Annotated in this window: 19 protein-coding genes; 7 read left to right on the top strand and 12 right to left on the bottom strand. The window is 43.7% G+C overall.

Annotation, left to right across the window (positions count from 1 at the left end; genetic code table 11):
* Window positions 1–194: 194 nt before the first annotated feature.
* Complete coding sequence (locus BLS23_RS11820) at window positions 195–308, bottom strand: GapA-binding peptide SR1P (protein ID WP_089652758.1); 114 nt, start codon at window positions 306–308, stop codon at window positions 195–197.
* A gap of 192 nt (window positions 309–500) precedes the next feature.
* Window positions 501–1,349: a polysaccharide deacetylase family protein gene (locus BLS23_RS11815; RefSeq protein ID WP_089652757.1), complete on the bottom strand. Its 849-nt coding sequence runs from the start codon at window positions 1,347–1,349 to the stop codon at window positions 501–503.
* A 138-nt stretch (window positions 1,350–1,487) separates the two neighbouring features.
* On the opposite strand from BLS23_RS11815, the gene BLS23_RS11810 reads away from it, so the two are divergent.
* From BLS23_RS11810 to BLS23_RS11800, 3 genes are all read left to right on the top strand, one after another.
* The gene (locus BLS23_RS11810; protein ID WP_089652756.1) at window positions 1,488–2,564 is read left to right on the top strand and encodes an FUSC family protein; all 1,077 of its coding nucleotides are present in this window, start codon (window positions 1,488–1,490) and stop codon (window positions 2,562–2,564) included.
* A 38-nt stretch (window positions 2,565–2,602) separates the two neighbouring features.
* Window positions 2,603–4,138, top strand: a complete 1,536-nt coding sequence (locus BLS23_RS11805) for a glycine betaine uptake BCCT transporter (protein WP_089652755.1) — start codon at window positions 2,603–2,605, stop codon at window positions 4,136–4,138.
* Window positions 4,139–4,484: 346 nt separating this feature from the next.
* Window positions 4,485–4,859 (top strand): hypothetical protein, encoded by a 375-nt coding sequence (locus BLS23_RS11800; RefSeq protein ID WP_089652754.1) that lies wholly within the window; start codon window positions 4,485–4,487, stop codon window positions 4,857–4,859.
* 238 nt (window positions 4,860–5,097) lie between these two features.
* Here BLS23_RS11800 and lpdA read toward each other — a convergent pair whose 3' ends face one another.
* The 5 genes from lpdA to BLS23_RS11775 form a co-directional block, all read right to left on the bottom strand.
* Window positions 5,098–6,507 carry a dihydrolipoyl dehydrogenase gene (lpdA, locus tag BLS23_RS11795; protein ID WP_089652753.1) on the bottom strand — a complete coding sequence of 470 codons (1,410 nt, stop codon included), beginning with the start codon at window positions 6,505–6,507 and terminating at the stop codon, window positions 5,098–5,100.
* Between the two features lie 3 nt (window positions 6,508–6,510).
* A complete protein-coding gene (locus BLS23_RS11790) occupies window positions 6,511–7,809 on the bottom strand; it encodes a dihydrolipoamide acetyltransferase family protein (RefSeq protein ID WP_089652752.1) in 1,299 nt (432 codons plus the stop codon).
* Between the two features lie 28 nt (window positions 7,810–7,837).
* Entirely contained in the window at window positions 7,838–8,815 is a 978-nt protein-coding gene (locus tag BLS23_RS11785; protein WP_089652751.1) for an alpha-ketoacid dehydrogenase subunit beta, read from the bottom strand.
* Window positions 8,816–8,818: 3 nt separating this feature from the next.
* Window positions 8,819–9,901, bottom strand: coding sequence for a pyruvate dehydrogenase (acetyl-transferring) E1 component subunit alpha (pdhA, locus tag BLS23_RS11780; RefSeq protein WP_089652834.1), 1,083 nt, complete (start codon window positions 9,899–9,901; stop codon window positions 8,819–8,821).
* Window positions 9,902–10,448: 547 nt separating this feature from the next.
* A complete protein-coding gene (locus tag BLS23_RS11775; RefSeq protein WP_244157182.1) occupies window positions 10,449–11,135 on the bottom strand; it encodes a YkyA family protein in 687 nt (228 codons plus the stop codon).
* A 226-nt stretch (window positions 11,136–11,361) separates the two neighbouring features.
* Here BLS23_RS11775 and def point away from each other — a divergent pair, with 226 nt between their 5' ends.
* The gene (gene def / locus BLS23_RS11770) at window positions 11,362–11,916 is read left to right on the top strand and encodes a peptide deformylase (protein ID WP_089652749.1); all 555 of its coding nucleotides are present in this window, start codon (window positions 11,362–11,364) and stop codon (window positions 11,914–11,916) included.
* A 563-nt stretch (window positions 11,917–12,479) separates the two neighbouring features.
* On the opposite strand, the gene BLS23_RS11765 is transcribed toward def, so the two are convergent.
* Window positions 12,480–13,256 (bottom strand): Cof-type HAD-IIB family hydrolase, encoded by a 777-nt coding sequence (locus BLS23_RS11765; RefSeq protein WP_089652748.1) that lies wholly within the window; start codon window positions 13,254–13,256, stop codon window positions 12,480–12,482.
* Between the two features lie 436 nt (window positions 13,257–13,692).
* Between BLS23_RS11765 and BLS23_RS11760 the strand changes: the two genes are divergently transcribed.
* Window positions 13,693–13,902, top strand: a complete 210-nt coding sequence (locus tag BLS23_RS11760; RefSeq protein ID WP_089652747.1) for a DNA-dependent RNA polymerase subunit epsilon — start codon at window positions 13,693–13,695, stop codon at window positions 13,900–13,902.
* 3 nt (window positions 13,903–13,905) lie between these two features.
* Complete coding sequence (rnjA, locus tag BLS23_RS11755) at window positions 13,906–15,576, top strand: ribonuclease J1 (protein ID WP_089652746.1); 1,671 nt, start codon at window positions 13,906–13,908, stop codon at window positions 15,574–15,576.
* 42 nt (window positions 15,577–15,618) lie between these two features.
* On the opposite strand, the gene BLS23_RS11750 is transcribed toward rnjA, so the two are convergent.
* Window positions 15,619–17,340 (bottom strand): pyruvate oxidase, encoded by a 1,722-nt coding sequence (locus BLS23_RS11750; RefSeq protein WP_089652833.1) that lies wholly within the window; start codon window positions 17,338–17,340, stop codon window positions 15,619–15,621.
* Window positions 17,341–17,581: 241 nt separating this feature from the next.
* Between BLS23_RS11750 and BLS23_RS11745 the strand changes: the two genes are divergently transcribed.
* On the top strand, window positions 17,582–17,956 hold the full coding sequence (locus BLS23_RS11745) for a hypothetical protein (protein ID WP_244157181.1): 375 nt from the start codon (window positions 17,582–17,584) through the stop codon (window positions 17,954–17,956).
* Between the two features lie 259 nt (window positions 17,957–18,215).
* Here BLS23_RS11745 and BLS23_RS11740 read toward each other — a convergent pair whose 3' ends face one another.
* The 3 genes from BLS23_RS11740 to BLS23_RS11730 form a co-directional block, all read right to left on the bottom strand.
* Window positions 18,216–18,881 (bottom strand): potassium channel family protein, encoded by a 666-nt coding sequence (locus BLS23_RS11740; protein WP_089652745.1) that lies wholly within the window; start codon window positions 18,879–18,881, stop codon window positions 18,216–18,218.
* An 821-nt stretch (window positions 18,882–19,702) separates the two neighbouring features.
* Window positions 19,703–20,716, bottom strand: coding sequence for a cytochrome d ubiquinol oxidase subunit II (locus BLS23_RS11735; RefSeq protein WP_089652744.1), 1,014 nt, complete (start codon window positions 20,714–20,716; stop codon window positions 19,703–19,705).
* On the bottom strand, window positions 20,713–22,074 hold the full coding sequence (locus BLS23_RS11730) for a cytochrome ubiquinol oxidase subunit I (protein WP_089652743.1): 1,362 nt from the start codon (window positions 22,072–22,074) through the stop codon (window positions 20,713–20,715). Before BLS23_RS11730 ends, BLS23_RS11735 begins: the two co-directional genes overlap by 4 nt.
* Between the last annotated feature and the right edge of the window lie 262 nt (window positions 22,075–22,336).

Genomic DNA, 22,336 nt, shown 5'->3' with positions numbered 1-22,336 from the left:
CTCTTTGGCGCGACTCGATGGCTCTTTGGCGCGACTCGATGGCTCTTTGGCGCGACTCGATGGCTCTTTGGCGCGAAAGGATTTCCTCAAATCGGAAATCCTTTCGCGAAAAAAAGAACCAGGTCCAAGACCTGGTTCTTTCCTTTTATGCTTCCTTCACAGGAAGGATGCCCCCATTTAATAGTACATACTCTTTATTTATCTTCTGGCTTGTTGCAAGTTGGACAGGTGCTGTAAAGAGTAGAAACCTTCTCATTTTCGTAGTGCTCAATTACCTTCTGACAGTCTTGACATACGATTGTACCCATTCACATCCACTCCCCATATTTGTAATCGTTTTCAACGTAACTTTATTCTAATATGGCACAATCGAAAAATCAAGCCCAAAAGTATAACTTTTTATAAAATGTGTCATACTAATAATTTCTTTACCTACTATTATATGATCAAGAATTCTTTTTAAGCCTAAAAAAAGAACACTCCGAGGAGTGTTCTTTGAATTATGGTGTCTGAATGAGTGCTGGATCTAACAGCTCATAGCCTTTCTCTCGCAGACCATCAGCGATTGGACCCAATGCTTTGTTTGTCCATTCCCGGTCATGCATGAGCAAGTTGGCGCCGTTATTTAGCAGCGGTGTGTTGACCATGATGTCAGCAAGTGCTTGAGCATCCTGGTATTCACTTTCCCAATCGTATCCGTACGTCCAGTTCATGACGAGCATCCCTTCTTCTTCTGCCAATTGCTTAGAAAAATCAGTGTTCTGTCCAAATGGGGCACGGAAGAAAATTGGTCGTTCGCCAATGATCTCTTCAATTTTGTCATTCAATCCAACGATTTCTACCCTTTGTTCCTCTTCACTGAGATCGGGTAAGCTTGCATGTGTCTCTGTATGGTTCCCGATTGGAAAGCCCATTTCATGAATTTCTTTTAACTTTTCTTCTTCTTCTGGTGTATCTATGAAATGACCGTTTACGAAAAAGATCGCAGGCGCATCTTTTTCTTTCAACGTTTTAGCCATTTCCACCGCTTGAGTATCTGGTGCATCATCAATCGTAAGGAGAGCGACTTTTGGATTCGCATCTCCGATCGGCTCGAAGGACCAGTTTCCTGTTAACTCGTATTGGGGTTCTACATTCTTCATCACTTCTGAATCTTGTGCCGCTGGTTCTTCCGTATCTTTTTCTTCTTCATTGGTTTCTTCCGCCTTCTCCTCTTCCTCAACCACTTCTTCTGTCGACTCTTTCTCAGCAGTCTCTTCCTCTGGTTTCTGAACTTCCTCACTGTTCGCTCCTGAGCAGGCAGCAAGCAGGAAAATAAGTACGATCCACAAACTTGTCCATTTTTTCATAGGTGTTCCCTCCACTGTTATGTATTTCCACTTTCTTCATTATAAAAGATAATTCAACATTTTATCTATCGTTTTCGGGTAAAATATTATATAATGTTTTATCGTGGTCTAATGACTTCTTACATATGGGTGATTAAAATGCTACATTCATTGAAAAAATTCAAATTTTTAGGAAGCCGGACGTTAAAAACGGGGATTTCTGTCTTTTTGACTGCATTGATTTGCGGTTTTTTTAATTTACCCATTATATTTGCTGTCATCACAGCTATCGTCACGATTGAACATACAGCTGCAGATTCGATTAAAAAAGCCGCCGTACGTTTTCCTGCATCGGCCATTGGAGCGTTGCTCGCTACAACCTTTTACGGCCTTTTGGGAAAAGGTGCGTTGACATTCGCTCTTGTAGCTATGGTGACGATCGCCGTCTGTCACAAACTGAAACTGGATGATGGAATTTTAGTTGCCACCATTACGGCGACTGCAATGATTCCAGATTTTCAAGATCAATATGTGGTTTCATTTTTTACGAGATTGGGTACAACCTCCATTGGAATCATCATCTCGACTTTTGTGAATTTTTTCCTTTTGCCACCCAATTATTCGCCCATGATTTACAAAAACATCAACGGTTTGTATAATCAAGCTGGTCTGCTTTTGAAACGAATAATTTCTGAGGTAACGGCAGAATCTAAAGAGAAAACTCGTGCTATTCAGAGGTCCTACCGGCAATTGACGGCCCATCTGGAAAAGACAAATCAGCTTTCTCAATATCAAAGGGAAGAGTGGAAATATCACCGTCACTCAGAAGAAGAGATGGTCGCTTTTCAACTCTCTCAACGGAAACTGGCGGCATTTCAACAAATTGCTTATCATCTTGGAAACTTGCAGTATGTACAAACAAAAGCCTCTGATTTCACAAACGAGGAAAAAGAGCTTTTGCTTGCACTTACGGAGGAGTTCACCCATGTACTCAGTGACCCGACCCACTCGATTAACGAAAACCAGTTCGAGATGGTAAATAAGCTGGATGATGCATTCTGGAAATGGAAAGAAGACCATGTCATAAAGCAGACAGGTTACCGACACCATTTACCACCGCAGACGATCTTAATTTACGAATTGCTTTGTTTTCACGACGTATTGGAAGAGTTGCAAAATTTGTCGCAGAAACAAGAACAATTGGTGAAAAAATGCTATTTACCAGATCAGTCATAACGTGGTAAAGAAATCTTTTACTAGGAGGGAAGTCAGTTATGAATCAAGTAACGAAAGTATTTTACATTTCGGTAGTTGTCGCATTCTTATTCATTGGCTGGGGAGTCATCCCTGAAGCTGTACTACCGACTTGGAACTTAGAAAATGTAACATCTAACATTCAAGGTTTCCTGACAGAAAAATTTGGATGGTTCTACTTATTGTCAGCTACAGGCTTCTTAATTTTTGTTATCTTTTTAGTCTTCTCGAAATACGGAAACATAAAGTTAGGAAAACCGGACGACGAACCGGAATATCCATACATTACATGGTTTGCCATGCTCTTTAGTGCGGGTATGGGTATTGGACTTGTTTTCTGGGGATCTGCAGAACCCCTCTCTCACTTCCATACCCCACCAATCCCTGGACAAGAGCCTATGAGCGAAGAAGCGGCTCAGTCCGCGATGAAGTACACCTTCTTCCACTGGGGACTTCATCCTTGGGCCTTTTATTCTGTACTGGCTCTGGCCCTAGCTTACTTTAAATTCAGAAAAGACGCTCCTGGTGTCATTAGTGCCGCTCTCACGCCAGTACTGGGTGAAAAGAGAGTAAAAGGTCCGCTGGGTACGCTTATCGACTTCATCGCTGTTTTTGCAACGATCTTCGGTGTAGCGACCTCTCTTGGTTTAGGTGCACTTCAAATATCCAGTGGTCTTGCTTTTACCATTGACGGCTTAGAAGATACGTTCACACTACAGCTTACTATTATTGCTGTCGTAACTGTCCTTTTCATGGTGTCTGCCATGACTGGTTTGAACAAAGGAATTAAATATCTTAGTAACACGAACGTCGTGCTAGCAATCGGCTTAATGGTGTTCATGCTATTCGCAGGACCGACAAACTTTATCATGGATTACTTCACGACATCATTCGGGTCTTATATCCGCGACCTGCCCTACATGAGCTTTCGGATGACTCCTTTTGCGGAAGATAGTTCATGGGTTCAAAACTGGACAATTTTCTATTGGGCTTGGTGGATTTCCTGGGCTCCATTCGTAGGAACCTTCATCGCACGTGTTTCCCGCGGGCGAACGGTTCGTGAATTCATTTTAGGTGTACTTTTAGTACCGACAATCTTTGGAGCTCTATGGTTCTCCGTATTCGGCGGAACAGCGATTTCACTTGAGTTCTTCAATGGTGTAGATATCTATTCCGATGTTAGTGAGCTTGGTTCAGAAGTTGCTCTCTTCTCTATGATGGAAAATGTACCATTAGGGTCGATCATGTCTTTCGTAGGGCTATTGCTTATTAGTACATTCTTCGTGACTTCTGCCGACTCTGCTACATTCGTACTCGGCATGCAGACGACGAACGGAAGCTTGAACCCTAAAAACCAAGTGAAATTCACTTGGGGAATCATCCAGGCCGGAGCAGCCGCTGTGCTGTTGTGGCAAGGCGGTTTAGGTGCACTCCAAACGGCAGCGATCATCGCCGCCTTCCCGTTCACCTTTATAATGATTCTCATCTGCTTCTCCTTGTTCAAAACATTCCAGGATGAAGCGAAAAAAGTCGATCTTAAGAAGAAAAAGAAATAATGAATCTTATAGGAACCCAGAATATACTTTCTGGGTTCTTTTTTATTCCCCTAATCAGACTAGCTTGTCCTTATGAATTCATGAGATCCATTCACAGTCCTCTTTCTTATTACACGTTCCCTTCCCCTTTCTTTATTCCATCAAGTCATTCACGTTCTTTCACAAGCCGTTGCACGCTCCTATATCGGCGGCTGCCTCGTTACAAATTTCATTAAGGGACTTTACAATAGATGTCACAATACAACATGAGACTATCATTTCGATGACAAAACGATAACATCAAAAAAATCCCTCTCATTCCTTGTTACACTGAGTATGGATCAAAGACAAGGGAGTGGGTCGGACCATGATTAATCGTATTATCCTATCTTTCTTAGCTATATTCTTACTCGCTGGATGTCTCCAAAAAGGCGAAACCGTACAAGTACTTACAGCTACACCTGAAAACTATGAATTATACTTATACTCCGAAGCGGATCAGGAAGAGTCCGCACAGGATTACTTAAGTGCCCTTCTCGATTGGAAATTGAAACAGGATGAGGGAGCTGAATTGCAGTTCGAACAAACGGAAAAAAACAAAAATGACCTGAACATCCCTACGGAAGAATTGCCCGTCCTCGTAGTTAAAGAAGAAGGTAAAACGGTAACCACGATCTCAGGGAACAACCCACGTGAAAAAATCTTAATGACATTGGAAAATCATATAGCGATGGTTAGATGAATGCCAAAGCCTCCCATAATTTCATGGGAGGCTTTTTGTACACTTAATAAGGTTTTTTGTTAGAGGACGGTGATGCTTACTTAGAGGACACTGACTTACCATTAAAGGACATTAAAGCTCAGCTAGAGGACATTGACTTACCGTTAAAGGACATTAAACTCTAGTTAGGGGACGTTAACCTTTCCCCCAACAAAAAAGCCCGACAGGCTCCTATGAGTCTGTCGGGCTTTTCATTTCATTATTTAACGATGTGGATCGGTTGATCAATGGCAACTTCAGCTGCTTCCATCGTGATCTCACCTAGTGTCGGGTGAGCGTGGATGGTTAGCGCTAAGTCTTCGGCAGTCATGCCGGATTCGATAGCCAAGCCAAGCTCAGCAATCATGTCACTTGCATTCGCACCCGCGATTTGAGCACCGATGACAAGACCGTCTTCTTTACGTGTAACGAGCTTCAAGAAGCCGTCACTTTCGTTAAGAGATAGCGCACGTCCGTTTGCTGCAAATGGGAATTTGGATGCTTTGACCTCGTAGCCGGCATCTTTTGCTTCCTGCTCTGTGTAGCCAACAGAAGCTAATTCTGGATCAGAGAATACAACTGCTGGAATTCCAAGGTAGTCGATCTCAGACTTCTCACCAGAGATCGCTTCTGCAGCGATTTTACCTTCATAAGAAGCTTTGTGAGCAAGTGGTGGTCCTTCAACGATATCACCAATCGCATAAATGTTATCAATGCTTGTACGGCACTGTTTATCGATTTCGATGATCCCTTTATCTGTCATCTTGATTCCTAGATCTTCAAGACCGATTTCGTCTGTGTTTGGACGACGTCCGACAGTTACTAGTACGTAATCAGCATCGATGGATTTTTCTTCACCTTTAGCTTCATACTTAACAGTCACGCCATTTTCCGTCTCTTCAACACCTTGAGCCATTGCTTCCGTTACAACGTCTACGCCTTTTTTCTTCAGACGCTTTTTGACGATGGAAGACATTTGCTTCTCGAAACCGCCTAGGATGTCTTTTGTACCTTCTAGGATGGTTACTTGTGTACCGAAGTTTGCATACGCTGTACCAAGCTCAGTACCGATGTAACCGCCGCCGATAACGACCATTTTCTCCGGGATTTCATCCAGGTTCAAAGCACCTGTAGAATCTAGAACACGATCAGAGAATTTGAAAGAAGGAATCTCGATCGGACGAGAACCTGTTGCAATGATGCAATTGTTGAACGTGTACGTTTGAGAATTCTTCTCGTCCATAACACGAACTGTGTTTTTATCTACGAAGTAAACTTCGCCTTTGACGATGTCTACTTTATTTCCTTTAAGAAGACCTTCAACACCGCCAGTCAGTTTGTTTACAACGCCGCCTTTCCATTCTTGTACTTTAGAAAAGTCGACCGTTGTGTTTTCTGACTTAATACCCATGTCTTCAGCGCCTTGTGCGTGTTCATAGCGGTGACCGGCTTGGATCAATGCTTTAGAAGGAACACAACCGACGTTTAAACAAACGCCACCAAGGTTACCTTTATCGACAATGGTTACATTTTGACCGGATTGTGCAGCACGGATGGCGGCAACATAACCGCCAGGACCCGCACCGACAACTAACGTATCTAGTTCAATTGGGAAATCTCCTACTACCATACTTTACGCCTCCATCATGATTAGTTGTGGATCGTTCAGTAAACGCTTGATGTTGTTCATTGCATGCTGAGCTGTCGCACCATCGATGATACGGTGGTCGAAGCTTAGGGAAATCGCAAGAACTGGAGCTACTACAACTTCACCATCGCGTACGATTGGCTTGTCTGCAATACGTCCGATACCAAGGATCGCCACTTCTGGGTGGTTGATGACTGGTGTGAACCACTGACCACCGGCAGATCCGATATTCGTAATTGTAGTGGAAGCACCTTTCATTTCTTCTGATGATAGTTTACCGTCACGAGCTTTCACAGCTAGTTCGTTGATTTCGCTTGAGATTGAGAAGACGGACTTGCGGTCTGCGTCTTTTACGACTGGAACCATTAGGCCTTTCTCTGTATCTGCAGCGATACCAATATTATAATAGTGTTTCTGAATAATTTCATCCGTATTGTCGTCAATTGACGTATTAAGAACAGGATATTTCTTCAGAGTGGATACAAGAGACTTCACAACATATGGAAGGTAAGTCAACTTGATATCCTGTTCAGCTGCAACAGCTTTGAACTTCTTACGGTGTGCAACAAGCTCAGATACATCCACTTCGTCCATCAATGTTACGTGAGGAGCTGTGTGCTTGGAGTTCACCATAGCTTTGGAGATCGCTTTACGGATTCCGCTCATCTTCTCACGAGTTTCAGGGTAAGCTTCACCTGCAGCTGGAGCTGCTTGTTGTGTAGTAGCTGCTTCTTCCTGCTTGTCTTCAGCTGGAGCTTCTGTAGCTGCTTCTGCTTGTCCGCCGTTCATGAAGCTTTCAACGTCTTCTTTAAGAACGCGGCCGTTTTTGCCGGATCCTTGAACTTTACGGATGTCGACATCGTTATCACGAGCGAATTTACGCACAGAAGGCATCGCTACAACGCGGCGGTCTTCATCAACGTCACCATCGTTTGCAGATGCAGCTGGTTGTTCAGCTTTATCTTCTTTGCTTTCTTCTTTCGGTGCTTCCTCTTTTTCTTCCTTCGGCTCTTCTTTAGGCTCTTCAGAAGCAGGAGCATCTTCAGATCCATCATCGATTGTAATGATTACTGTTCCGACAGTTGTTGTTTCACCTTCGTCCACATGGATGTCTTTGACCGTTCCATCTACTTGGGAAGGGATTTCTACTACTGCTTTATCGTTTTGTACTTCACAAAGTACATCGTCTTCTTTAACTTCGTCGCCAGGCTTGACGAACCACTTCGCAATTTCACCTTCGTGGATACCTTCACCGATATCAGGCAGTTTAAATTCGAATGCCACGGTTATTACCTCCTAGTATTAGAGATGATTAAAAGTTCATAACGTCGTTGACTTTTTCAACGATCGTGTTGTGATTTGGCAACCATACTTCTTCTGCTTGTGTGAATGCATAGACCGTGTCTGGTGCAGCTACACGCAATACAGGCGCTTCAAGGTGAAGGATGGCTTTTTCTTGAATTTCAGAAACAACGTTCGCTGCGATACCCGCTTGCTTTTGAGCTTCCTGGACAACTACAGCACGGTTTGTTTTCTTAACAGATTCAAGGATTGTTTCGTAATCGACTGGAGATACAGTACGAAGGTCAATGACTTCTGCACTGATTCCGTCTTTCTCAAGCTCTTCTGCAGCTTTAAGAGAAGAGTGAACCATTGCACCATAAGCAACAAGAGTAACGTCTGTACCTTCGCGCTTAACGGCTGCTTTATCAAGATCTACTGTATATTCTTCTTCAGGCACTTCTTCACGGAATGAACGGTAAAGTTTCATGTGCTCAAGGAAGATCACAGGATCGTTATTGCGGATGGAAGAGATCAATAGACCTTTCGCATCGTATGGATTTGATGGGATGACTACACGAAGACCAGGCTGTTGAGCCATTAGACCTTCAAGACTGTCTGCGTGAAGTTCTGGTGTGTGTACACCGCCGCCGAATGGAGAACGAACAGTAATCGGCATTGGACGAGTACCGCCAGAGCGGTAACGATAACGTGCCATTTGACCGCTGATTGCGTCCATGACTTCGTATACGAAACCGAAGAATTGAATTTCAGGTACCGGACGGAAGCCTGTAAGAGCAAGCCCGATGGACATACCGCCGATTCCGGATTCAGCTAGTGGTGTATCAAATACACGATCTTCGCCGAATTCTTTTTGAAGACCTTCAGTCGCACGGAATACTCCGCCGTTTTGACCAACGTCTTCACCGAAAACAAGCACGTTTTCATCATTTTTAAGTTCTGTGCGCATCGCGTCTGTGATGGCTTGGATCATTGTCATTTGTGCCATGATTTACTTCGACTCCTTTTCCTTGTATTCTTCCATCTGCTCTTTCAAGTTAGAAGGAAGTTCCTCATGCATGATACCGATCAAATCAGTAACCGTTTGTTTTGGAGTATTGTCAGCTTCTTTAACAGCTGCTTTAATTTCTTCTTTAGTTTTTTCTATCAGTTCGTTCTCTTCCTCTTCAGACCATAGGCCTTTCGCTTCAAGGAACTTACGGAAACGAACGATTGGATCTTTCTTCTCCCACTCGTTGTCTTCATCTTCCGTACGGTAACGAGTCGGATCGTCTCCGGCCATAGTGTGTGGACCATAACGATAAGTAAGTGTCTCGATCAATGTCGGACCTTCACCGTTTACAGCACGCTCACGAGCATCTTTCGTTGCCGCATACACAGCAAGAACGTCCATACCGTCAACCTGGATACCTTCGATTCCTGCAGCTACTGCTTTTTGAGCGATTGTTTGTGCTGCAGACTGCTTTTCAACAGGCACAGAGATTGCGAAACGGTTGTTTTGTACGACGAAAATAGCCTGCGCACCGAATGCACCAGCAAAGTTGATACCTTCGTAGAAGTCACCTTGAGATGCACCGCCATCACCTGTGTAAGTGATTGCTACAGCATTTTCACCGCGTTTTTTATAACCAAGACCAACACCAGCTGTCTGCGTGATTTGCGCACCGATGATGATTTGCGGGCTCACTGCGTTCACACCTTCAGGCATTTGGTTTCCTTTATGGTGTCCACGGGAGAATAGGAATGCTTGATAAAGTGGAAGACCGTGCCAGATCAACTGTGGTACATCACGGTACCCTGGAAGAATAAAGTCTTCCTTCTCAAGTGCAAATTGGCTTCCAAGCTGGGATGCTTCCTGTCCAGCAGTTGGAGCGTAGAAACCAAGACGTCCCTGGCGGTTAAGCGCGATGGAACGCTGGTCAAGAATACGCGTATAAACCATACGGCGCATAATTTCTTTCAGATCTTCATCAGATAGGTCAGGCATAAAATCTTCGTTTACGATTTCGCCTTCTTCGTTAAGGATTTGAAACATTTCGAACTGATTTTCAATGTTCTCAAGAGTTCGTTTCAAATTCATTCACCCTTTCCTTTCGTATTTTAAAATGGATGCTGTGAGTAGCTTTCCCAATTATGAAAAAAAACTGTACCGATTTGCTCTTTACGTTTTACCCTGAACACTTCTTTATTAATCATGCAGGGACGTTTATAGAAACTGTTACATTCTTCAAGTAAGATTCAATGGTACAATGTCAATCCATTATGTAGTTTAGCTCAAATCGCCATCATTCGTCAATCACTTCGCTACATAATATCTATACATAGTCATAGAGGCTTCTGACAGCAGTCGAAAAATGACTTATTTTGTTATTTCAGAACATGATACTGTATCACCACAAAATTAAGCCTGTATTAATCTTACGTTTTTTCCCCTATACAATCAAATGAATTGTTTAGTTTAGAGCCAATTTATAATTCCAGACTTCGGATCCTTCATTATGGAAGAGATGCCGGACGTGCACCTCCCTCATTGTTAAAAAGGTAGAGATAAACGTTTCACGATCAAATGTCCTCACTTAAGACAAAAAGCCGTTGACGAATCATCGTCAACGGCTTTTCCATTACTCTTCTGATGTCGAGGATTCTGATTGTTCCTCATAGGTTACATCAAGTTCCATCGCCTCATAAAGTTCTTTTTTCAATGCATTATACTCTTCTGTATGTTTGTTGAACGTTTCGTTATGTTCAATCACTTCATTATATTTCTGATTGATCTTATCGATTTGTTCTTGAAGTTGTTCTTCTGTTAAATCCTCATTCTGCATCATTTCATATAGTTTGGCATCCAAAGTTAAAGCTTCGTCATAAGCCTTATATAAATTTTGATACGAATCATACCGTGCATTCATCGTTTCGACTAATTGCTCTGCTTTTTCCTTTGCCTCTGCATTCTCTTCGTCCAAGTCTTCGATTAGAGGTTCAATCTTATCGAATTCCTCTTTTGCTGTATCAATGCTTTCTTTTTCAAGCTCAAGCTTTTCTCTGCGCTTTTCTACGATAGAGGCCGCCTGCTTGGACTTCTCTTGGATTTCATCAAATTGATCCATGTTCAAATTGATGATTTCTTCATATAATTGTTGTTCTTCTGTCTCAAGATCCACCATCGGCTGCTGCTGTTCGCGGAAAGCATCTTCTAACGTCACCGCTTTTTCTAGATGTTCATAAATCTGTTCTTCTGCTGACTGACCTGTACAGGCAGACAAGAAAGCTGCTACTGCCAGGAGCACCACTAGCTTATGTACTCGCACACCTTTTCCCCCTCGAATTCCGTGAAACATTATTGTAATCTAAACGTATCTACAATAGTATAATAAATGATATCAAATTGAAAGTGCCTTTTTCACATATGTTACCATTGACATGGAGAGGAAAAAGGTCTATTTAAGAGAGCTCTTTATTCCATTCATTATATATACTGAAACCAATGAGTTAGAGCTTTTTTTGAAAATGTATAGTTTGAAAGGATGTTGCTTAATGATTACAATGGACGATATTGTTCGTGAAGGTCACCCCGCTTTGCGTAAAGTGACAGAGGAAGTGCCCCTCCCCCCTTCTGAGGAGGATAAAGAAACGTTGGAAGAAATGATTCAATACTTGAAGAATAGCCAGGATGAGCAAGTTTGTAACCGGTACGGACTCCGTCCTGGGGTTGGCTTAGCTGCACCGCAGATTAATGTGAATAAACGGATGCTGGCGGTCCATTTCACGGATATGAAAGATAAGTTATACAGCTATGGCTTATTCAATCCTCGTATTGTCAGTCATTCGGTGGAAAAGACTTACCTTTCTACAGGAGAAGGCTGTCTTTCCGTCGATCGTGAAGTCCCTGGTTATGTTCCGCGCTATCGCCGTATCACAGTGAAAGCTACGGACCTTGAAGGTAATGATGTGAAGCTGCGCTTGAGAGATTATGCAGCCATCGTGTTTCAGCATGAAATTGATCATCTGCACGGGGTCATGTTCTATGATCACATTGATCAGGATAATCCTTTCAAAGAGCCTGAAAATGCTACACCTGCCGATCGATAAAACAAACCAAAAGCTCCACCGTCACCGACGGTGGAGCTTTTTTATCCTTTTAACTTCTTCCATATAAGCTCCCGATTGTCGAAGACTCAGTTTCAGGATTTTTGTAGAGTGGATGGGGGCTGCGGGGAATGGCTCGCTTTCCGCGGGAGCGCGGTGAGCCTCCTCGGACTGCGTCCTGTGGGGTCTCACCAAGCACTTTTTTCCCGCAGGAGTCTCGCCATTCCCCTCCGCCCACTTGCCGGAAGAGATTCTCGAAACTACCTCCCAGTATTAGGAGCTTTTATGGTTAAGAATCCTATATCGACGCGGGTTAATAAGGATTTTACAACAGAACTAGGCAGGGTACATTAAGAGCAATTTCGAGAACCTCATATCGTAAAGGGACGGAGGGAAACGGTGAGACTCCTGTGGGAAGTGCGGGGTAGATGAGACCCCGCAGAGCGTTAGCTCGAGGAGGCTCATCACTCGCCCACGGAAAGCGAACCTTTTCCCGGAGCCCCTAAACTACCACAAAAGTCTCGAAATCAAGTCTTCCACAATCCTTTCAGTTAGTTGAAGAAAGGTTATTTCAGCAATCCTAGTTCATAAATTGCATGGGAGAGTCCATCTTCCCCAACATCTTTCGTGACGAAATCGCTGACAGCTTTGGTTTCAGGAACGGCATTTCCCATTGCGACTCCTGTTCCTACCTCACGGATCATTTCTATATCATTCAAGCCGTCGCCAAAAGCGTACGTATCTTCCATCTTGAGACCGGCTGCTTCGATCATCTTTTTAATTCCTTCTGCTTTTGATCCACCTTTAGGAAGGACATCACAGGAAACGGGATGCCAACGAATGTAATCGAAGGAATCATAGGCTTCTCTGTACTCTTCGATTTCGTCCCCTTCACAGAATAGAAGGGACTGATAGATGTTTCTTCCTTTAAAAAAGGACGCATCAGCACTTGGATGGTCGATATACAGCGTCCCAAGACTTTCTTCTATATGATCGTGATCCGGTACGGAGGATTTCATCTCTTCATGATTCATGAAAACCATCGGATGGTCGTTCTGCTCTGCGTGCTTATGAAGACGCGCAAGTTCTGGTTCAGACAATGGATTCGTATAAATTTCTTTTCCCTCGAAAACGACATACTGACCGTTAAAGCTTACAAAGGAATCGATTCCAAGTTCTTCTCTCAACTTCTTATACATGAAAGGAGCGCGTCCGGTGGCAATGGCGCAGTACACACCTTCATCTTTAAGCGCTTGAATCGCTGCTTTCGTTTTCTCCGGCAGTTTTTTATCGTGATCCAGTAGTGTTCCATCAATATCAAAAAAAGCAATTTTTTTTGTCATATTCTTGTTCCTCCTCGTCGGCTGCGTACAATTTCTCTTATGTATCATAGCATACCCCATTCTTTGGCTATACTGTAGCATGAGTGGATAGGTTTGAGAAGAAAAACACACGATATATATAAAATCTAATATGTAATTGTTTCATTCTTCCACAAACCGTATTATACTAGAGATAACAGGGATTGGGCGGTTTAACGTTTTTTGTTTTCTTCATTTGGAAGAAAGGGGATAGATGCCGATGATGAAGCGTCTACGAAGGAAGCTTAGAAAACGTTGGAAAAATTTCTTGAAACGAAAAACATACGCGTAAACCATTGTTTAGGGGTGTACCGAGCACCCGCACATACCATTATCATTCCCATATACGAAATAATCGTGCTATGATGATGACAGGACAAGAATGTGGAAATTATATCTAGTTAGGAGCGATAGAGTAATGATATTTAAAGTATTATATCAGGAACTTGCGAGCGAAGTTCCTGTCCGTGAACATACAGAAAGCATGTATGTGGAAGCGGAAACAGAAAGACAAGTTCGTGAAAAATTAAAAAATGAAGGATTCAATATCGAATATATTCAGGTGCTTGATGAGGATCACCTTGAATATGAAAAGCAATCCGAAGATTTCAAAGTGGAGAATTTTTAACTGATGAAATTCGTGAAAAATGACCAGACAGCCGTATTCGCCCTGGGCGGACTCGGTGAGATCGGTAAAAACACGTACGGTGTACAATTCCAAGACGAAATCATCCTCATTGACGCTGGTATCAAATTCCCGGAAGACGAGCTGCTCGGTATCGACTATGTTATTCCGGATTATACGTACCTCGTCCAAAATCAAGACAAAATCAAAGGGCTGTTCATTACGCACGGTCACGAAGACCACATTGGTGGAATTCCTTACCTGCTGCGTGAAATCAACATTCCAATTTATGCGGGTAAACTGGCGCTCGGCCTCATCCGTAATAAGCTGGACGAACACGGTCTGTTGCGGAATGCAAAGCTGAATCCGATTCAGGAAGACGATGTAATTAAATTCCGTAAAACATCCGTTTCCTTCTTCCGTACGACGCACAGTATCCCTGATTCCTACGGAGTTGTGGTAAAAACTCCACCAGGAAACGTCGTACACACAGGAGACTTCAAGTTCGATTTTACCCCTGTAGGAGAACCAGCGGATCTTGCTAAAATGGCTGAAATCGGTAAAGAAGGCGTGCTCGCCCTATTATCCGATAGTACCAATGCAGAAGTTCCTGGTTTTACAAAGTCCGAACGAATCGTGGGACAAAGTATCGATGACATCTTTTCGCGTATGGATGATGGTCGATTAATCTTTGCTACCTTCGCATCAAACATCCACCGTCTTCAACAAGTGGTGGAATCTGCCGTGAAGAAAGGTCGTAAAGTGGCTGTTTTCGGACGCAGTATGGAATCTTCCATCCGAATCGGTCAGGAACTTGGATATATCCGTGCCCCTAAGGATACATTCATTGATGCCCAGCAGATCAACCGACTTCCAGCAAATGAAGTCGTGATCCTGTGTACAGGCTCACAAGGTGAACCAATGGCTGCCCTGTCACGTATCGCCAACGGGACTCACCGTCAAATTCAAATTCAACCGGGCGACACCGTCGTGTTCTCTTCCTCCCCAATCCCTGGAAACACGATCAGTGTCAGCCGTACAATTAATAAACTCTACCGCGCCGGTGCAGATGTCATCCACGGCCCATTGAATGACATCCACACTTCTGGTCACGGTAGTCAGGAAGAAATGAAGCTGATGCTTCGCTTGATTCAACCGAAATTCTTCATGCCGATTCACGGGGAATATCGTATGCTGAAAGAGCACACGAAACTCAGCCACGATTGTGGAGTCGAGCCTGAGAACTGCTTCGTCATGGATAATGGTGACGTACTGGCTCTTGGTAAAGACGAAGCAAGCGTTGCAGGTAAAATCCCTTCAGGCTCTGTCTATGTCGACGGAAGCGGTATTGGTGACATCGGTAACATCGTCCTTCGTGATCGACGTATTCTTTCCGAAGAAGGTCTTGTGATCGTTGTCGTAAGCATCAACATGAAAGAATTCAAGATCGCGTCAGGTCCTGATATCATCTCCCGCGGATTCGTCTACATGAGAGAATCAGAAGACTTGATCAAAGAAGCACAGAATCTCGTCAGCTCCCATGTTGAAAAAGTGATGGAGCGTCGCACGACTCAATGGTCTGAGATCAAAAATGAAATTACAGATACCATTGCACCGTTCTTGTTTGAAAAAACGAAACGTCGTCCGATGATTCTTCCAATCATTATGGAAGTGTGATCATAAAGAAATCCCCGCTGGAATTCCAGCGGGGATTTTCTTTTATGTCAGGCGTTTCAATGCTTTTTTCATATCCGGTAAATCGAGGTTTCCGGATTCAAAGAACTCTTTGACGATATACTTGGAAAAGTTCACTGCAGACTGGTAATCAATTTTCCCAGGGAGTGGCGCCTGGTCTTCAATAACGACATCGATCAGCACTGGTTTTTCGGAAACGAAGGCCTGTTTCATTTTTGTAGAGAGCTCCTCATAGGATTCAATTCGGTATCCTTCTCCCCCACAAGCTTCCGCAAACTTAGCGAAGTCCACTTCCCCTAAGTTCGTAGCGTAATTCAAATGCCCCATTTGTTCCTGTTCGTATTTAATCATTCCGATTTTACTATTGTTTAACACAATCATCTTGATTGGCAGGTCATATTTAACGGCCGTCACAAAATCATGCATCACCATGGAGAATCCACCGTCACCGGATACTCCAATCACCTGCTTATCCGGATACGCTTTTTTCGCTGCAATCGCTCCAGGCAGTCCACTTCCCATCGTTGCAAGCCATCCGGACAATACGAATTTCTGGTTCACGAGGTGTAAGAAGCGAGAAAGCCAAACGGTCACGTTCCCTACATCCCCAGAAATAATGGCTCCTGGTTCCATATGCTTTTCAAGTTCATACATCACTTGAGGTGCATGTAATGGGTTCTCAGTGGATCGTTTCTCTTCTTGTAGCGCGATTCTCCAATCGTTCATTTTTTCCTGGTAATACTCGAGGTACTCTCTCTTCTCTACAGATGCTGTAAGCTTCGTCAAAGCGGCGAGCGTCTCTTTACTGTCGCCAGCTAGGCCAACTTCAATGGGATAGTACTTCCCAAGGTTTTCAGGTTTATTGTCAATTTGTATGGCTGTGACCTCATCAGGGAGGAAATCACGGTATGGAAATTGTGTTCCTACTAGAATCAACAGGTCCGTTTCTTTCATGGCATGATAAGCTGGTTTCGTTCCGATTTGACCATGCTGCCCAAGGCAATACGGATGATTATCCGGTATCACTCCTTTAGCAAGCAAACTCAAGATGATCGGAGCTTTGATCGACTCGGCAAAATCAATCAATTCGTTCGGAGCATTTCTCGTTCCCTGCCCCGCCAGAATGATCGGTTTCTCTGCTTTTTCAATCATCTCTCTCGCTTCGTTCAATTGGTTCTGCGAAGGGAAGATTTCTGGTCTGTAATAGTCTCCAGATGTGAGGCGAACCTCATCTGTCTGTTTGGCTGCAAATAAATCATCCGGAACGATCAGTACAGACACTCCTTTATGGGCGTATGCCTCTTTGATTGCCTGGTCAAGTAAGTCCGGGAGCTGGGCTTCTGTCTCTGCCCGACGATTGAAGACAGCAACATCATCGAACATTCTCTCCAAGTTGATTTCCTGGAACGCCCCCGTCCCCACTTCTTCACTATGCACTTGTCCGACGATTGCCAGCACAGGCGCGCTGTCCGCTTTGGCATCATAAAGGCCGTTAAGTAAGTGGACAGCTCCTGGCCCTGCAATCGCTGCCGTGACACCGAGTTTCCCTGTCAACTTCGCATAAGCGGCCGCTGACAGTGCTCCGGTCTCCTCATGACGGACTTGGATGAATTCAATTTCATCCTGCCTTTTCCTTAAATCATCAATCAATTCGTTGATAGAGTCTCCCGGCATTCCATATATGTGATCGACACCCCAATTAATTAGTTGTTGTGTCATGACTTCTCCTGTTCGTTTATTGAACATCCAAATCATCCTTTCAAGCTCCATAAATTATCTTCTATAACCTTTCTTATTTCCTTTTCCAGCATTTCTTAAACAATGAAGTGGATGATAACCGGTGCCCATATCATTCAATAATAAGATTCTGCTAAGCCTACTGTTAATATTTGTTCGAATCAAGCATAGAAATACTCAGGTTATCTACATTCACGGATTCTTCGTTGTTCCATGTTCAACTAACGGAGCAAATAAGTGAAAGGCAAGGGTGAGAAGATGTAAAATACCATCAATGATTGAGGGTGAAAAATATGGTGATATCAATTCGGAGAAGGCGGAACAGAACGATTATGAGTCATTGTTGCCACTATTTAAGCAGGTTCATGAATTTCACGTTTTTGCAAGACCAGATTTGTACGTCCAGAATTCAACACCCGTTGAGCAAGAGTTCTTTGAAAGCCAGTTGATGGATGGTAAACATCATATTTTTGCTGCTGCCAAAGGCATTGATATAGTCGGTGTTATAGTGACGAAGGAAGAAGAAATAATTGAAAATACTTTTGTCAAAGCGAGGAAAGTATTGTTTATTAACAGTTTATGCGTTGCTGAAACGCATAGAAAAATAGGGATCGAAAAAAACTAACTACATACGCTTTCGATTTTAGGAGAAGCCTCGGAGTTGATAGTATTGAATTGGGAGTATCCGAGGAAAATACATCGGCCATTGACTATTACAGGTCAATGGGGATGACGACAAAAAGCAGAAAAATGGAGATCCCATTCAACTAAAGTTTGTGTGAGTGAATAACAATCATTTAGTATAATCAACTCTGATCTTTAAATGAGCCAATAATAAAAATACCCCACTGATCCTTTTTGACCGGCGGGGTATTTATCATAAATTAATCTTCTAATACGAGGTTTTTTTCAAATCGACTGATATCTTTATCCGCACCTATGACGATAAGGACATCACTCTCTTTGATTTCTTCCGTGGCCATTGGCGAAACGATGACGTCTTTGTCTCGTTTGATGGCGACAACGTTACATCCGTATTCGGCACGGATATCAAGATCCACGAGCGTTTGGCCGCCCATTTTGCTTCCTGCTTTCACTTCGACAACACTATGGTCATCAGAAAGCTCGATATAATCGAGAATGTTATTGGATATGATGTTATGTGCGATTCGTTTCCCCATGTCACGTTCCGGGTGAACGACTTGATCGGCACCAATCTTATTTAAGATTTTTTCGTGATAATCATTTTGTGCTTTGACCGTAATCATTTTGATGCCCATTTCTTTCAGTATTAATGTCGTAAGCATGCTTGCCTGAATGTTATCTCCAATAGCTACGATGACGTGATCGATGTTGCGGAATCCGAGCTCTTTCAGCACATTTTCATCAGTAGAATCGGCAATGACGGCGTGTGAAGCGATATCACGGTATTCATTTACTTTATCTTCATCAAGGTCAAGGGCGAGAACTTCCATCCCTTCACGGCTCAACTCGCGGCAAATGCTGCCTCCAAACCGGCCGAGACCGATGACGGCAAATTCTTTTTTCATACGTCAACCTCCAGCTGTCTCGCAAAATCTATGCTTATTCTATCACATAAATTCCCACCTCGACATATGAACCTCCATATTAATAAAAGATCTTCCACTAAAGCTCCCGATTGTGGAAGACTCAGCTTCGAGATGTTTTCGGGGTTCGTTGCCATATTGGGTGTTAGGGGTGGTTGGGAAGCTACTCGCTTTCCTGTGGGGGAGTGCCGAGCTTCCTCGGGCTACCGCCCTGCGGGATCTCGCCTATCTCCTTTCTCCCACGGGAGTCTCGCAGCTTACCAACCACCCCATTCGATGTAGAGAGAAACGAACCCCTACATTAAGATGGGATGACTTCCACTATCCTCTTTGTTACAAACAAAAAGCTCACTATATCAAGCTTTCACGCTGGAATTATATGCTATATAGAGGTTTATATTTACTCCTTACCTTTAGCATAAAAGTTGATTATTCCAGAAGTGGTTTCGAGACACTCATCAGGTAAAGGGGCGGAGGGAAACGGTGAGACTCCTACCTTAAGTGTGCAGGCGCCTTGGTCAGCGGCGTATGGACTGGACTGAGCTGGAGGAGATAAAGGAAACACGAAGAGCGGAGTGATTCGATGTTGACTTATCGTACAGAAGCGAGGGAAGTCTCACTAGCCGCTAGGCGCCGGAACCGGATACGAGGCTCATCACTCGCCCACGGAAAGCGAACCTTTTCCCGGAGCCCCTAAATACCCACAAAAGTCTCGAAATCGAGTCTTCCGCAATCCTGCTATTTTCTTTAATAACGAGAAAAAGCATAGAGCCCGTGGGCTCTATGCTTTTTGCTCAGTTGAATTATTTTTTTCCTTTCACATAATCTGCGTCGAAAAGGAAGAGTCTCATTAATAGAATAAGAGATGGAATCAATAATAACAGTCCTGCGATAAACACGATGACCAAAGCGATCGCCATAGATTCGTTGGTCACACCACTCGTAATGGTCACGTAAGGGTAGAGCAAGTACGGCAAGTGAGAGGCTCCGTAACCAAAGAAGGCTATGAAAAATTGAATCATGACGGCGATGAACGCCCAGCCATAATACTTCCCTTGATATACGAGAAAGACAGCGATCATGAAAAAGGCTACAGATATTCCGAAGACCCACCATAATTCAATGGCTCTTTGGAAGTGATCCATGTTTTGCTGACTGAGTGCGATGAATGTCGTAAGACTGGCAATGATTGTCGGCGAACTCCAAAACAATGCGTATTTTCTAAGGATTTCTAGCGCGGGCTTATCCCCTGCCCTGTTGGCATAATACGTCAAAAACATGGCGCTGATATAAAGAACACTAACGATGGCAAGGAAAACGACACTCCATGAATATGGACTGCTCAATAGTTTACCAAACAGCAGTTGAACGCCCTCTGAGGTCTCGTTGATGTATCCACCTTCGGAAATGGTAAGAGCTGTGGAAAGAGACGCCGGAATGAGCAGTCCTGTTGCTCCATATAAAAACATATATAGAGAGTTATCCTTCGATCCATAGTTTTCAAACGCATAGAAGGATCCGCGGATGGCGAGCAGGACAATCGCTATACTTCCCGGAATGAGTAAGGTTTGTCCGAAGTAGTACGCCATATCCGGGAAAAACCCGACCAGTCCAACGAAAAAGAATACAAAAAAGACGTTGGTCACTTCCCATACGGGTGATAAATAACGTGAAATCAGCTGGTTAATCAAATGATCCTTCTTCGTCATTCGTGCGTAATAGGCGAAAAAACCAGCTCCGAAGTCGACGGAAGCGACGATCAAATACCCATAAAGGAAGAGCCATAGTACGGAAATTCCTATCAATTCATAACTCATGCGTCACCCTCCTTACTTGCTGCGGCTGTCTGAGGATAACGATGTTCCAACTCCAATTCAGCCGGTTTTCCTTTGAAAATTTTCCGCAATGTGATGAGACATCCCATTCCCAGGACAAGGTACACAGCTGCGAAAAGGATGAACATCGAGAACACATACGGAGAAGTTGTCGCACCTTCTGCGACGGTCATGAATCCACGTAAAATCCATGGTTGGCGCCCTACCTCTGCGTAAATCCATCCGAACTCGATCGCAAGCATCGTAAGTGGGCCTGTAGCTACAATCCCCCACAATAGAAGCGGGTTGTACTCGTTCCACTTTTTCATCTTCCAGAAAATGAGGAATAGGAGCGAGATCCCAAGTGTATAGAAGCCGATGCTGACCATGAGGTCGAACATGTAGTGAATCCATAAAGGAGGCCGTTCTTCTTCTGGCGTTTCATTCAGTCCTTCCACCTCAGCATTAAAATCACCGTGCGCAAGGAAGCTCAACGCGTTCGGAATCCGAATCGCATTTTCCACTTCATTGTTTTCATTCAACGTACCGAATACAACAAGGTCCGCGCCTTCTTCGGTCTCAAAATGCCACTCCCCTGCCGCCAGTTTTTCCGGTTGGTACTCTGCGAGGAATTTAGCTGATAAATCTCCAGCAACAGCTGTCAGAATCGCAAATAGAAACGTCATCATAACCGTTAGCTTCAATGCTTTTTTATGATATAACGACCCTTTTTTCACAAGAATGATAAAGGCTGCAATTCCTGCAAGTACAGCAGCAGCTGTTAAATACGAGGAGGAAATGACGTGAAACACCTTTGTCGGGGTCGCAGGGTTAAACATCGCTGCGAGAGGATCCACCGCTGTAAAGCGTCCGTCCTCCATTTCGAATCCTTGTGGTGTGTTCATAAATGAGTTGACTGTCGTAATGAAGAAAGCAGACAGTGTTCCTCCGATGACGACAGGAATAGATAATAGCCAGTGATAGATCGGTTTCTTAAACCGGTCCCATGTATATAAATAAATCCCAAGAAAAATCGCTTCAAAGAAAAACGCGAACGTTTCCATGAATAATGGCAAAGCAATGACATTCCCTGCCAGCTGCATGAAACTTGGCCAAACGAGTGATAACTGCAAGCCAATCGCCGTACCTGTCACCACCCCGACAGCTACAGTAATCGTATAGCCGCGAGTCCAACGGCGGGCAAGCAATGTATAGTGTGGATCTTTTTTCTTAATTCCGATGAGCTCCGCAATCGATACGAGCACAGGAACACCGACTCCAAGCGTCGCGAAAATCGCATGGAAAAGCAGTGTCATAGCTGTAAGCGCCCGGCTCAATTCCACGGTTTCAAATCCAAACATCTTTGTTCCCCCTAACTAAAATCGGTCACTTCTACCGTTAGTATAAAGTGTGAAAACGGTTCATGGTCAGATGGTTGTTGACGATTTTGTGACATCCTTCACAAAGTGTCTAATTTATGAAAATCTTACCCGATCTTTTCCCTGCTGTCGAACGATATGCCTATACCTCCTCTTCCCCATTGGTCATTTAAATTAACGTACGAATGACGATGACCAGCACACCTCTTCTCCCGTTATAGCTCCCGATTGTGAAAGACTCAGT

This window comes from Halobacillus aidingensis (assembly GCF_900104185.1).
In the GTDB taxonomy this organism is placed as follows: domain Bacteria; phylum Bacillota; class Bacilli; order Bacillales; family Halobacillaceae; genus Halobacillus; species Halobacillus aidingensis.
Note: the sequence above shows the minus strand (reverse complement) of the source record. Positions and strands in the feature narration are given on the sequence as shown.